The 12,333-nt window shown below is 72.5% G+C and carries 12 protein-coding genes; 9 read left to right on the forward strand and 3 right to left on the reverse strand.

Features of this window, described 5'->3' with window-relative positions; translation table 11 throughout:
- Positions 1-5: 5 nt before the first annotated feature.
- Positions 6-671 carry a sigma-70 family RNA polymerase sigma factor gene (locus MF672_RS12660; RefSeq protein WP_242374005.1) on the reverse strand — a complete coding sequence of 222 codons (666 nt, stop codon included), beginning with the start codon at positions 669-671 and terminating at the stop codon, positions 6-8.
- Between the two features lie 178 nt (positions 672-849).
- On the opposite strand from MF672_RS12660, the gene MF672_RS12665 reads away from it, so the two are divergent.
- The gene (locus MF672_RS12665) at positions 850-2,547 is read left to right on the forward strand and encodes an antibiotic biosynthesis monooxygenase (RefSeq protein ID WP_242374004.1); all 1,698 of its coding nucleotides are present in this window, start codon (positions 850-852) and stop codon (positions 2,545-2,547) included.
- On the opposite strand, the gene MF672_RS12670 is transcribed toward MF672_RS12665, so the two are convergent.
- Positions 2,537-2,773, reverse strand: a complete 237-nt coding sequence (locus MF672_RS12670) for a glutaredoxin family protein (RefSeq protein ID WP_242374003.1) — start codon at positions 2,771-2,773, stop codon at positions 2,537-2,539. The two genes, MF672_RS12665 and MF672_RS12670, sit on opposite strands and share 11 nt — an antisense overlap.
- 115 nt (positions 2,774-2,888) lie before the next feature.
- Here MF672_RS12670 and MF672_RS12675 point away from each other — a divergent pair, with 115 nt between their 5' ends.
- The 7 genes from MF672_RS12675 (at position 2,889) to hemL (ending at position 10,387) form a co-directional block, all read left to right on the forward strand.
- Positions 2,889-3,566 (forward strand): redox-sensing transcriptional repressor Rex, encoded by a 678-nt coding sequence (locus tag MF672_RS12675; RefSeq protein ID WP_242374002.1) that lies wholly within the window; start codon positions 2,889-2,891, stop codon positions 3,564-3,566.
- Entirely contained in the window at positions 3,563-4,819 is a 1,257-nt protein-coding gene (locus tag MF672_RS12680; RefSeq protein ID WP_242374001.1) for a glutamyl-tRNA reductase, read from the forward strand. Before MF672_RS12675 ends, MF672_RS12680 begins: the two co-directional genes overlap by 4 nt.
- Positions 4,816-5,730 carry a hydroxymethylbilane synthase gene (gene hemC / locus MF672_RS12685; protein WP_242374000.1) on the forward strand — a complete coding sequence of 305 codons (915 nt, stop codon included), beginning with the start codon at positions 4,816-4,818 and terminating at the stop codon, positions 5,728-5,730. Before MF672_RS12680 ends, hemC begins: the two co-directional genes overlap by 4 nt.
- Positions 5,727-7,286: a bifunctional uroporphyrinogen-III C-methyltransferase/uroporphyrinogen-III synthase gene (locus MF672_RS12690; RefSeq protein WP_242373999.1), complete on the forward strand. Its 1,560-nt coding sequence runs from the start codon at positions 5,727-5,729 to the stop codon at positions 7,284-7,286. The genes hemC and MF672_RS12690 overlap by 4 nt, the downstream gene beginning before the upstream one ends.
- A complete protein-coding gene (gene hemB, locus MF672_RS12695; protein WP_242373998.1) occupies positions 7,283-8,266 on the forward strand; it encodes a porphobilinogen synthase in 984 nt (327 codons plus the stop codon). Before MF672_RS12690 ends, hemB begins: the two co-directional genes overlap by 4 nt.
- 132 nt (positions 8,267-8,398) lie before the next feature.
- The gene (locus MF672_RS12700) at positions 8,399-9,040 is read left to right on the forward strand and encodes a bifunctional DNA primase/polymerase (RefSeq protein WP_242373997.1); all 642 of its coding nucleotides are present in this window, start codon (positions 8,399-8,401) and stop codon (positions 9,038-9,040) included.
- A 54-nt stretch (positions 9,041-9,094) separates the two neighbouring features.
- Positions 9,095-10,387: a glutamate-1-semialdehyde 2,1-aminomutase gene (gene hemL / locus MF672_RS12705; RefSeq protein ID WP_407654768.1), complete on the forward strand. Its 1,293-nt coding sequence runs from the start codon at positions 9,095-9,097 to the stop codon at positions 10,385-10,387.
- Here hemL and MF672_RS12710 read toward each other — a convergent pair.
- A complete protein-coding gene (locus tag MF672_RS12710) occupies positions 10,317-11,216 on the reverse strand; it encodes an EamA family transporter (RefSeq protein WP_242373995.1) in 900 nt (299 codons plus the stop codon). The two genes, hemL and MF672_RS12710, sit on opposite strands and share 71 nt — an antisense overlap.
- A 184-nt stretch (positions 11,217-11,400) precedes the next feature.
- On the opposite strand from MF672_RS12710, the gene MF672_RS12715 reads away from it, so the two are divergent.
- Entirely contained in the window at positions 11,401-12,318 is a 918-nt protein-coding gene (locus MF672_RS12715; RefSeq protein ID WP_242373994.1) for a LysR family transcriptional regulator, read from the forward strand.
- Positions 12,319-12,333: the final 15 nt, after the last annotated feature.

The following is a 12,333-nucleotide window of genomic DNA, read 5'->3' on the forward strand; positions in this document are numbered from 1 at the left end:
GGAGGTTACGCCAGGTCGTGCTTGAGCGCCCGGGCCAGCGCCCGGACGGCGCGGAACTGCAGCGCTTTGATCGCTCCACTCTTCTTCCCCATGATCAACGCGGTTTCCGCGAGTGAGAGTCCGTGCAGGAAACGCAGGACGACGCATTCCTGCTGTTCGGGATTGAGCTCACGTACGGCACGCAGCACGCGGTCGTTGATGATGGCCGTGACCACGGCGTTCTCCGGGATGTGCGAGCCGTCGAGCGGAACGTCGATGATCTCCCCAGTGGGGATCTCCAGCCGATATCGCCCCGATTTGAAGTGGTCCGTCACCAGGTTGCGGGCGATCGTCACGAGCCAGGCGCCGAAGTCGCGGCCCTGCCAGGTGAAGTCGGCGATCCTGCGTAACGCCCGCAGGAAGGTCTCGCTGGTCAGGTCCTCGGCGAGCTGGTGGGAGCCGACGCGGAAGTAGATGTAGCGGTAGACCAGATCCACGTAGCGGTCGTAGAGCGTGCCAAACGACTCCGTGCAGCCGTTCTTGGCGTGCAGCACCAGCGCCCGCAGGTCCACGTCCGCGGCCTGGTCCACCTCGTGCTCCGGCGCTTCTTCGCGCACGGCGAACTCGCCCGTCCGGGCAGGTCCAGCGAGCGCTGGCGCAAGCAGCCCGGCGAACGGCGACGAGTCAGGCATCCGGTATCCCTAGGGGTAAGGGGTGCGGCGTGCTCGAACACTCTAGAAATCAACCGGAAATTCCACAATCCACAGGGTGCTGGCATGACTAGGCGTAACCGACAGATAGCGTGAGGATCGACCTGTTCCCTCTTCGGCTACCGGCTGGGAGGCATCGTCCGGCAGCATTGGAGTCACCATGGAGATCCTCGTTGCTGTCATAGGTTTCGCCGGTGCGATCCTCGCCGGGTTCGCGACAGGTGCCCTGATCAAGCGGCTGCGCGACGAGCCCGAGGGCTGGCTGATCGGCTGGGTCGTCGCGGGCGTGGCGCTGTGCCTGTCACTGGCGGTGATCGGCATCGGCAGCCTCATGGGGTTCGGGGCGGTGACGTTCCGGATCTACCAGGTGACGGGGTCGCTGCTCGCGCCGCTCTGGCTGGCCGTCGGCATGATCCAGCTCCTGGCCGAGCGGGTGCCGCCGCGCTTCCTGGCGTGGCTGATGGGCATCGCGCTGACCATCGTCACCGGCGCGATCATGATCTTCGACCCGCTCAAGTCCCAGGACATGAGCAAGAGCGTGCCCGCCGGAGCGGCGTTCTGGGGCATCGTCCCCGGTTACCTGCTGATCGGCGTGCACGCGATCGCCGTCGTGATCATGCTGGCCATGCTCGTGGTCGCCGCGCTCAAATGGCGCAACGGCGACGAGTACGACACCGACAACCTGCACGCCTCCCTGGTCATCGCGCCCTCGGGCATCGCCCTGGTGGGCGCGATGCGCTTCACGGTGCCCCCGCTGTTCACCGCGGCGCTGCTGGCGGTGGCCGCGGCGGCGATCTGGTACACCGTGCTGCGGCCGCTCGCGCCGTACGACGACGAGGACGAGGACGACTTCCCCGACCGCGACGCGCCCGCCCGGCACGGCCAGGGCGCCGCGGCGCGGCACGGCCACGACGCCCCCGGGCGGCACGGCGACGTCAAGCGCCCGCTGCCGCCGGAGGACCACGACCGCACGGTCCCGCGCGGGCGCAGGGCCATGCCCGAGCCCGTGCCGGCCGCCGACCTGCCGCCCGCCGCGCCGCGCCGCGCCACCGGCCTCGGCGACCTGGTGGCGGAGTACCGCGCGGGCGAGCGCGAGGTCGACTACGCCGCCCGCATGGCGCCGCCCCCCGAGGACGGCCCCGCGACCGGCTACATCATGAACGGCCCCTCCGGCGCCCACGGCCTGAACGGCCCCTCAGGCCCGCACGGCATCCAGGGCCCGCACGGCACTCAGGGCCCGCACGGCATCCAGGGCCCGCACGGGACGCCCGGCGCGCACGCCTCCCAAGGGCTGGGCGGCCCTTCCGGCCCGCAGCGCCTGGGCGGCCCCTCCGGCCCGCAGCGCCTGGGCGGCCCCTCCGGCCCGCAGGGCACGCCCCGCCCCGAGTACGCCATGCCGCCCACCCCGCCCCCGCCCGGCCCGGCCACCGGCATGCTCTTCTCCGGCGCCGACCTGTTCTCCCCGTCCCAGCAGAACCAGCAGGGCCAGCAGAGCCAGCCCCAGCCCGGCGGCGGTGGCGGCCGCCCGTCCCCGAGCATCTACGGCCTGCTCACCGTCTTCACCATCATGGACGGCGCGGGCGAGGCGTTCGACCGGCTGGCCGAGAGCACGGTCGAGGCGGTGCGCCGCGGCGAGCCCGACACGCTCGTCTACGCCTGCCACGCGGTCAAGTCGGCCCCGCTCCAGCGCATCGTCTACGAGCTCTACCGCGACGAGGTCGCCTACCGCGACCACCAGCGCCAGCCGCACGTGGAGCGGTTCGTCAACGAGCGGCAGTCGATGGTGCTGGCCACCAACGTGATCGAGCTCAACGTCAACGCCGCCAAGGTGGTGCCGCTGCCCACCGTCATGTACTGAGCGCCGCCCGCAGCCGGGCCTCGTCGACCCGCCAGAAGTCGTGCTGCACTCCGTCGACGAGCGTCACCGGGATCATCTCCCAGTACTTCTCCCTCAGCTCCTCGGAGGAGTCGATGCTGATCTCCTCCCAGGACACGCCGAGCTCGCCGGCCACCCGGGCGACCACCTCCCGCGCGTCGTCGCACAGGTGACAGCCGGGCTTGCCGAGCAACGTGATGCGGTGCATACGGCAACCGTACCGCCGCGACTTTGTGCATCGGTTCACAAAGGGATTAACCTGAAAGACGGTTCTCATCCGTTTTCCGCGGCCTCAAGCCGCCTGTCCCCTGGAGCTCCGGCACGTGAAGAGCCCGTCCCAGCCTCGTGACCGAGGCATCCCCGAGGCGACGGTCGCGCGGCTTCCGTTGTACCTGCGGGCGCTGCACGGCATGGCGGAGCGGGGCATCGCGACGGTCAGCTCCGAGGATCTGGCCGTGGCCGCCGGGGTGAACTCCGCCAAGCTGCGCAAGGATCTTTCGCATCTCGGCTCCTACGGCACCAGAGGCGTAGGCTATGACGTGGAGTACCTCGTCTACCAGATCTCCCGTGAGCTGGGCCTGACGCAGGACTGGGCGGTCGCCATCGTCGGCGTCGGCAATCTCGGCCGCGCGCTGGCGAACTACGGCGGCTTCGTCTCCCGTGGCTTCCGGGTGGCGGCGCTCGTCGACGCCGACCCCGAAGTCGTGGGCGACACCATCGCGGGGTTGAATGTTGAGCACATCGACGAACTGGAAGCCGTCATCCAACGGCGTGGAGTCTCGATCGTGGTTCTGGCGACACCGGCGGAAGCGGCGCAGGAAGTCTGCGATCGCGTGATCGCCGTGGGCGTCACCAGCATCCTGAACTTCGCCCCCGTCGTGCTCACCGTGCCCGCCACCGTCGATGTCCGTAAGGTCGATCTCTCGATCGAGCTGCAGATTCTCGCGTTCCACGAGCAACGCAAGGCTGGAGGGCCACTCATGGCGGTGGACAGTCAATGAGTGTTCTGGCGATCGGACTCAGCCACCGCACCTCGCCGGTGGCTCTGCTTGAGCGCGTCTCCATCACCGGTGACGCCCTGGTCAAGCTGCTGCACGACGTGCAGGACGACCCGAGCGTCGCCGAGGCCATGGTGGTCTCGACCTGCAACCGGGTCGAGGTCTACGTCACCGTCGACCGCTTCCACGCCGCGGTCACCGCCGTGACCGGCCTGCTCGGCAGGCACTCGGGCATCCCGGTCGAGGAGCTCACGCCCCACCTGTACGTGCACTACGAGGAGCGCGCGGTCGAGCACCTGTTCTCCGTGGTGTGCGGCCTCGACTCCATGGTGGTCGGCGAGGGCCAGATCCTCGGCCAGGTCCGCCAGGCGCTCAAGCTCGGCCAGCGCCAGGGCACCGTCGGCGCCACCCTCAACGAGCTGGTCCAGCAGGCGCTGCGGGTCGGCAAGCGGGCGCACGCCGACACCGGCATCGACCACGCCGGGGCCTCCCTGGTCACGGCCGGGCTGTCGCTGGCCGGCGAGATCGCGGGCAAGCGGGCGCTGGTCGTCGGCGCGGGCTCGATGAGCTCGCTGGCCGCCGTCACGCTCCAGCGCGCCGGGGTCACCGACATCGTCGTGGCCAACCGCACGTACGAGCGGGGCGCCCGCCTCGCGGCGAACGTCGGCGGCCGGGCGGTCGAGTTCGCCGACATGCCCGCCGAGCTGGCCGCCGCCAACATCGTCATCACCTGCACGGGAGCGGGCCGGCACATCATCACGCCGGATATGCTGGACGGGCCCGCGTTCCTGCTGGACCTGGCGCTGCCGCACGACATCGACCCGGCCGTGCGCCGGCTGCCGGGGGTCCGGCTGGTCGACCTGGAATCCATCCAGGAGTCCGGCATCGGCTCGCGCGAGGTCGACGCGGTCGCGTCCGTGCGCGCCCTCGTCGTGGAGGAGCTTCGCGCCTACCTCGACGCCGAGCGGGCAGCCAAGGTCACCCCGACCGTGGTCGCGCTGCGCAGCAAGGCGGCGAGCGTGGTCGAGTCCGAGCTCGGCCGCCTCATGATGCGCATGCCCGACCTGGACGAGCGGGCCCGCGACGAGGTCGCCATGACCGTGCAGCGCGTCGTCGACAAGCTGCTCCACGAGCCCACTGTGCGTGTCAAGCAGCTCGCCGCCTGCCCGGGGGGCGATCATTATGCGGAGGCGCTGCGTGAGCTGTTCAACCTGGACCCGAAGGTGCCCGAGGCCGTGAGAGAGGTGGAGTTGTGACGTCCGGACCCCTGCGGCTGGGCACGCGCCGGAGCTCTCTGGCGACGACCCAGTCCCAGATGGTGGCCGACGGCTACACCGCCCGCACCGGGCGCGCGGTGGAGCTCGTCGGCGTCACCACGTTCGGCGACGTCACCAAGGCCCACCTCGCGCAGCTCGGCGGCACCGGCGTGTTCGTCAGCGCGCTGCGCGACAGGCTGCTCGACGGCGAGATCGACCTCGCCGTGCACTCGCTGAAAGACCTCCCCACCCGGCAGGACCCGCGCTTCACCCTGGCCGCGATCCCGGCCCGCCACGACCACCGCGACGCGCTGGTGGCGTCCCGCAAGTTCGCCGACCTGCCGGCCGGCGCGCGCGTCGGCACCGGCTCGCCGCGCCGGGTGGCCATGCTGAGCGCGCTCCGCCCCGACCTCGAGTACGTCGCCATCCGCGGCAACGCCGACACGCGCATCGGCAAGGTCGCCTCCGGCGAGCTGGACGCCGTCGTGCTGGCCTCCGCCGGGCTGCACCGGCTCGGTCGCGACGCCGAGATCGCCCAGATCTTCGAGGTCGACGAGCTGCTGCCGGCCCCGGGCCAGGGCGCGCTCGCGGTCGAGTGCCGCGCCGACCGCGCCGACCTCGTCGCCTTCCTCGGCGTGCTCGACGACCCGCGCACCCGCTCCGCGGTGAGCGCCGAACGGGCGCTGCTGGCCGCGCTGGAGGCGGGCTGCGCCGCACCAGTGGGTGCTTTCGCGGCCGATGACGGGCACACTCTGAACTTGACCGCCACGGTCGTCGCGATCGACGGCCGCGAGGCGGTCCGCAAGTCCGCCGCCGGCTCTCCTTCGGAGGCTGTCGATCTGGGCCGCCTCCTCGCGGCCCAGATGATCGCCGAAGGGGCCGACAGATTGATGGGGGAGCATTCCCATTGAGCTCCGATAGTCCAACCTCCGGTTTCGTCGCGTTCGTCGGCGCGGGTCCCGGCGACCCCAACCTGCTCACGCTCCGCGCCGCCGAGCTGCTCGGCAAGGCCGACGCCGTGGTGCTCGGCGACGAGACGCACCGCGCGCTGCTGCGTCACGCCCGCGAGGGGGTGCAGGTCGTCGAGGGCGGCGACGCGCTGCCCGGGCTCGTCAAGCGCGCCAAGGACGGCGGGCTGGTGGTCCGCCTGTGCGCGGGCGACCCCATGCTGTTCTCCTCGATCACCGAGGAGGTCGCGGCCTGCGCGGCGGCGGAGGTGGACTTCGAGGTCGTGCCCGGCGTGCCGCCCGCGACCGCCGTGCTCACCTACGCGGGCATCCCGCCGGCGACGGCCGTGCCCGAGTTCCGCGTGGTCGACGCCGCGCAGGAGCAGGACTGGTCCTCCCACGCCGCCTGCCCCGGCACGCTGGTCGTCTACAACGGCATCGCCGACGCCGTGGCCATCGGCAAGGCGCTGATCGCCGGCGGCAAGCCCGACACCACGCCCGTCGCGGTCAGCAGCGCCGGCACCACCACCGAGCAGTACACCGTCGTGTCCTCGCTCGGGCGGCTGCAGGCCGACCTCAAGCACGCCGGGTTCACCGAGCCGGCGCTGATCGTGGTCGGCGAGGCCGTGGGGCAGCGCGAGAAGCTGTCGTGGTTCGAGACCAAGCCGCTGTTCGGCTGGCGGGTGCTGGTGCCGCGCACCAAGGAGCAGTCGCGCAGCCTGTCGGAGCAGCTCGTCGCCTACGGCGCGGTGCCGGAGGAGGTGCCGACCATCTCGGTCGAGCCGCCGCGCACCCCGCAGCAGATGGACCGCGCGATCAAGGGCCTGGTCACCGGCCGCTACGAGTGGGTCGCCTTCACCAGCGCCAACGCCGTCAAGGCGGTGCGCGAGAAGTTCGAGGAGTACGGCCTCGACGCGCGCGCCTTCGCCGGGCTCAAGGTGGCCGCCGTGGGCGACGCCACCGCGCGGGCCCTGGTCGAGTTCGGCGTCAAGCCCGACCTGCTGCCCTCGGGCGAGCAGTCGTCCGAGGGGCTGGTGGCCGAGTGGCCGCCGTACGACTCGATGCTCGACCCGATCAACCGGGTGCTGCTGCCGAGGGCCGACATCTCCACCGACACGCTGGTGGCCGGGCTCACCGAGCTGGGCTGGGAGTGCGACGACGTCACGGCGTACCGGACCGTGCGGGCCGCGCCGCCGCCCGCGCCCATCCGTGAGGCGATCAAGGGCGGCGGCTTCGACGCCGTGCTGTTCACCTCGTCCTCCACGGTGCGCAACCTCGTCGGCATCGCCGGCAAGCCCCACAACGTCACCGTGATCGCGGTCATCGGGCCGCAGACGGCCAAGACCGCCGAGGAGTTCGGGCTCCGGGTGGACGTCATGGCCGACAAGCCGTCCGCCTCCGCGCTCGCCGCCGCCGTGGCCGAGTACGGAGCCAAGCAGCGCCAGGCGGCGCTGGCCGCCGGCGACACGCCGCGCCGGCCCTCGCAGAACCGCCGCGGCGCCAGAAGGAGAGCCAGATGAGCGCGCAGTACCCCGTCGCCCGCCCCCGCAGGCTCCGCCGCGACCCCGCCCTGCGGCGGATGGTCGCGGGCACCCGGCTGCACCCGGCCGAGCTGATCCTGCCGCTGTTCGTCAAGGAGGGCATCGACGCGCCGCAGCCGGTCGCCTCGATGCCGGGCGTGTTCCAGCACACCCGCGACTCCCTCCGCAAGGCGGCCCACGAGGCGGCCGAGGCGGGCGTGGGCGGGCTGATCCTGTTCGGCATCCCGGCGGTCAAGGACGCGCGCGGCTCGGCCGCCGACGACCCCGACGGCGTGCTGCAGCAGGCGCTGCGCGACGTGACCGCCGAGGTCGGCGACGCGCTCGTGGTGATGGCCGACACCTGCCTCGACGAGTTCACCGACCACGGGCACTGCGGCATCCTCACGCCGTCCGGCGACGTGGACAACGACGCCACTCTGGAGCGCTACGCCGCGATCGCGGTGGCCCAGGCCGAGGCCGGCTCCCAGATGATCGCGCCGAGCGGCATGATGGACGGCCAGGTGGGCGCCATCCGCGCCGCCCTCGACGGCGCAGGCCACGCGAACGTCCCGATCCTCGCCTACTCCGCCAAGTACGCCTCCGCCTTCTTCGGCCCCTTCCGCGACGCCGCCGAGTGCGCGCCGCAGTTCGGCGACCGCAGCACCCACCAGCAGGACCCGGCCGGGCCGCTGGAGGAGGCGCTGCGCGAGGTGCGGCTCGACCTGGCCGAGGGCGCGGACGCCGTCATGGTCAAGCCCGCCCTGGCCTACCTCGACATCATCGCCGCCTTCCGCCGCGAGGTGAACGTGCCGGTCGCCGCCTACCAGGTGAGCGGCGAGTACGCGATGATCGAGGCGGCCGCGGCCAACGGCTGGGTGGACCGCGAGCGGACGATCATGGAGTCGCTGGTCGCGATCAAGCGGGCCGGCGCCGACCTGATCCTGACCTACTGGGCCACCGAGGTGGCGCGGGCGCTCTAACCAAGGGGTTTCCCGTCAACTCGTGTGGCCTGTGCGTTAGAGTGCGATGAGAAGTGCTGGTGTGTCCCGCGTGAGCGAACGCCTGCCCGGAGCCGGGACCTCCTGAGGCGCGGGACTCGACGGGAGACACCAATGGTGGGGGTACCTCTGGCTCGGCGTACCAAAAAGCGGGCCCAGAAGCAGGCACGGCCGACGCGCATCGCGGCGGTCCTCGACTACGCGGCCCTGGGCTGGCCGGTGGTGCCGGGCGCGTATCCGCTGGCCACGGGGCCGCGGGCGTGTTCCTGCGACCGGCTCGGCTGTCCCGACCCGGGCGCCCATCCGCTCTCGCCGGCCTGGCCGCTGCTGGCCACGACCGACTCCGCGCAGCTCTCGCGCTGGTGGCAGGCCGACCCCGAGGCCGGGGTGATCCTGCCCACCGGGCGCGTCTTCGACGTCTTCGACGTACCGCTCACCACCGGCCTGTCGGCCCTGACGAGGATCGACGAGGCGGGAGCCCACTCCGGCCCGGTCGCCGCGCAAGGCGACCGGGTCTTGTTCTACGTGGCCACCCGAGGCAACCCCGAGGACGAGGACGAGTGGTGGTCCTGCCACCTCGACTGCGACCCGGCCACCATCGACGACACCCCGGGGCTGCGCTGGCACTGCCGCGACAGCTACGTGCTCGCGCCGCCGTCGCTGCTGCCCGGGGGCCGGCCGGTCACCTGGCTGCGCCCGCCGGACGGCCGTCCCCTGCCCGACCCGCTGCGCGTCCTGGAGTGGCTGGCCGACTGACGGGCCTGCCACGGGACGGCGGCCCGCCCCGACTAACCTGGTCGGGTGAGCCGCATACAGAACTCCGAGGACCTCTTCGCCCGCGCCCGCCGGATCGTGCCGGGAGGCGTCAACTCCCCGGTGCGCGCGTTCGGCGCGGTCGGCGGCACCCCGCGCTTCATGGCGGCCGGCCAGGGCCCCTACCTGACGGACGTCGACGGCAACCGCTACGTGGACCTGGTGTGCTCCTGGGGCCCGATGATCCTCGGCCACCGCCACCCCGCGGTCGTCGAGGCGGTCGCGGACGCGGCCGCCCACGGCTTCTCCTACGGCACCGCCACCCAGGGCGAGGTCGAGCTGGCCGAGGAGATCGTCTCCCGGGTGGCGCCGGTCGACAAGGTGCGCCTGGTCAGCTCCGGCACCGAGGCGACGATGAGCGCGGTGCGCCTCGCGCGCGGCTTCACCGGCCGGTCCAAGGTGATCAAGTTCGCCGGGTGCTACCACGGGCACGTCGACGCGCTGCTGGCCGCGGCGGGCTCGGGCGTGGTGACGTTCGGGCTGCCCGACACGCCGGGCGTCACCGGGGCGTCGGCGGCCGACACGATCGTGCTGCCCTACAACGACGTCGCGGCCGTCGAGGAGGCGTTCGCGCAGGCCGAGATCGCCTGCGTGATCACCGAGGCGTGCCCCGCCAACATGGGCGTGGTGCCGCCGCGCGACGGCTTCAACCGGCGGCTGCGCGAGCTGTGCACGGCCCACGGGGCGCTGCTGATCATGGACGAGGTGCTGACCGGCTTCCGCGTCTCGGCGGCCGGCTGGCACGGCCTGGACCCGGTCCAGGCCGACCTGATGACGTTCGGCAAGGTGATGGGCGGCGGGCTGCCGGCGGCGGCGTTCGGCGGCCGGGCCGACGTGATGGCCTACCTCGCGCCGGAGGGCCCGGTCTACCAGGCGGGCACGCTGTCGGGCAACCCGCTCGCCTGCGCGGCCGGGCTGGCGACGCTGCGGGCGCTGGACGCGGAGGCGTACGCGAAGGTGGACGCCGCCGCGCTGGCGGTCGGCGACGCGGCCGCGGAGGCGCTGGCCAAGGCCGGGGTGCCGCACCGGCTGCAGCGCGCGGGCAGCCTGTTCTCGATCTTCTTCACCGACGCGGAGGTGACGAACTTCGCCGAGGCCAAGACCCAGGACACCGCGGCGTTCACCGCGTTCTTCCACGCGATGCTGGACCAGGGCGTCTACCTGCCGCCGTCGGCGTACGAGGCGTGGTTCCTGTCCGCCTCCCACGACGACGAGGCGCTCAGCCGCGTCGCGGAAGCGCTGCCCGCCGCGGCCGAAGCCGCCGCAGGGGCCGCCGCAGCGGCGAGATAGCGGTGCCGGCGTAGAGCACGCCGCAGACGATGAGGGCCGCCGCCGCCAGCTTGAGCGGGGTGAGCGGCTCTCCCGTCACCAGGGCGGCCGACGACATGCCGAAGACCGGCACGAGCAGCGTGTACGGCGCCACGGTCGAGGCGTCGTAGCGCCGCAGCAGCCAGCCCCACACGCCGAACCCGCCGAGCGTCGAGACGAAGGCGACGTACAGCAGGGACAGCCATCCCTCGGCGGGGGCGGCGAGGTCGGGCACGCCCTCCAGCCACAACGACAGCAGCAGGAGCGGCGGCGCCGACAGGGCGCTGACCCAGACCATGAAACGCAGCGAGTCGGGCGGCGCGGCCCGGCGCTGCGCGACGTTGCCGAGCCCCCAGCAGGCCGCGGCGGCCACGCAGAGGACGAAGGCGAGGATCGGCCCCGAGACGCCGAAGTCGTAGGCGACCAGGGCCAGGCCGCCGAACGCGACGGCCAGCCCGAGGACGCGACGGGCGGTGAGCCGCTCCCCGAGCAGCGTCACCGCGAACACCACGGTGAACAACGCCTGCATCTGCAGGACGAGCGAGGTCAGCCCGGCGGGCATGCCGGCCCGCATGCCGACGAGCAGCAGGCCGAACTGTCCCACGCCGATCGTGGCCGCCACCCCTGCGACCCAGCGCCACGGGACCTGGGGCCGTCCCGCCAGCAACAGGGCGGGGAACGCGGCCATGGCGAACCTGAGGCCCGCGTAGAGCAGCGGCGGGAAGTGCCGCAGCCCTACCTGCATGACCACGAAGTTGACGCCCCAGACGGCCGCGAGGCCGACGGCGAGGGCGAGGTGGCGGGGGCGCACTCAGCGGGTGGGCTTCTGGTAGCGGATGCGCTGCTCGCGAGCCTGCTCGGCGAGCTCCTTGAGGTACGAGGGACCGGCGGGCTGCTGCTTCTTCGACTTGATGATTCGCATGCATCTATTTTCGCCTGCTACACATTCGACCACAAGCGAGACTTTCTACGCTAAACCCTTTAGTCTGGCTTACATGTTGGACTTGAACCGGCTCAAGGCCCTTCACGCTGTGCACGTCTACGGTTCGGTCGGCGCGGCCGCCGACGCGCTCATGGTCACCCCGTCGGCGGTGTCCCAGCAGATCGCCAAGCTGGAGCGGGAGACCGGCGCCCGGCTCGTCGAGCGCAACGGCCGCGGCGTGCGGCTCACCGACGCGGCCGGCCTGCTCGCCGAGCACGCCGAGCGCATCCTCGCCCTGGTCGAGACCGCCGAGGCCGACTTCGAGGCGCTGCGCGGCGCGGTCGTCGGCCGGCTCAACATCGCGGCCTTCCCCACCGCCGCCCGCGGTCTCATGCCGCACGCCCTGGTCGCCCTCCGTGACCGCCACCCCGACCTGTGGATCCAGCTGACCGAGCGCGAGCCCGAGCGGGTGGTGCGCGACGTGGCCAGGGGCGAGCTGGACCTCGGCGTCATCCAGGACTGGATGAACCGGCCCATGGCGCTGCCCGACGGCCTGTCCAGGGCCACCCTGCTCGACGACATCGCGGACGTGGCCCTGCCCGCCGCTCACCCGCTGGCCGGCTCGCGGGAGATCGAGCTGGCCGCCCTGCCCGGCGAGCGGTGGGTCAGCGGCTCGCCCGGCACCGTGTGCCACGACTGGCTGGTGTTCACCCTGCGCAGCGCCTCGCTGGAGCCGGAGATCGCCTGCATGGCCGACGAGTACCCGACCCAGCTCGCGCTGGTCGCGGCCGGGCTGGGCTGCGCGATCGTGCCGCGCCTCGGCCGCCACGTGCCCCCGGGCGTCGCCATGGTGCCGATCAGGCCGCGCCAGTCGCGCCGCATCTACGCCGTCTGGCGCGCCGACGCCGCCCGCCGTCCCGCGATCCGGGCCCTCGTGGACGCCCTCATGGAGGCCAGCAAGGAGCAGGAGAACGCCTGGGCCGTCCAGTAGCCGGGCCTTCGGCCG

Origin of the sequence: Actinomadura luzonensis, assembly GCF_022664455.2 — a bacterium.
Taxonomy (GTDB): domain Bacteria; phylum Actinomycetota; class Actinomycetes; order Streptosporangiales; family Streptosporangiaceae; genus Nonomuraea; species Nonomuraea luzonensis.

What these genes read in the sequence shown, in the direction of transcription:
- MF672_RS12660 (WP_242374005.1), bottom strand. Translation starts at nt 671, where the DNA reads ATGCCTGACTCGTCGCCGTTCGCCGGGCTGCTTGCGCCAGCGCTCGCT.
- hemB (WP_242373998.1), top strand. Translation starts at nt 7,283, where the DNA reads ATGAGCGCGCAGTACCCCGTCGCCCGCCCCCGCAGGCTCCGCCGCGAC.
- MF672_RS12665 (WP_242374004.1), top strand. Translation starts at nt 850, where the DNA reads ATGGAGATCCTCGTTGCTGTCATAGGTTTCGCCGGTGCGATCCTCGCC.
- MF672_RS12680 (WP_242374001.1), top strand. Translation starts at nt 3,563, where the DNA reads ATGAGTGTTCTGGCGATCGGACTCAGCCACCGCACCTCGCCGGTGGCT.
- MF672_RS12715 (WP_242373994.1), top strand. Translation starts at nt 11,401, where the DNA reads ATGTTGGACTTGAACCGGCTCAAGGCCCTTCACGCTGTGCACGTCTAC.
- MF672_RS12700 (WP_242373997.1), top strand. Translation starts at nt 8,399, where the DNA reads ATGGTGGGGGTACCTCTGGCTCGGCGTACCAAAAAGCGGGCCCAGAAG.
- MF672_RS12670 (WP_242374003.1), bottom strand. Translation starts at nt 2,773, where the DNA reads ATGCACCGCATCACGTTGCTCGGCAAGCCCGGCTGTCACCTGTGCGAC.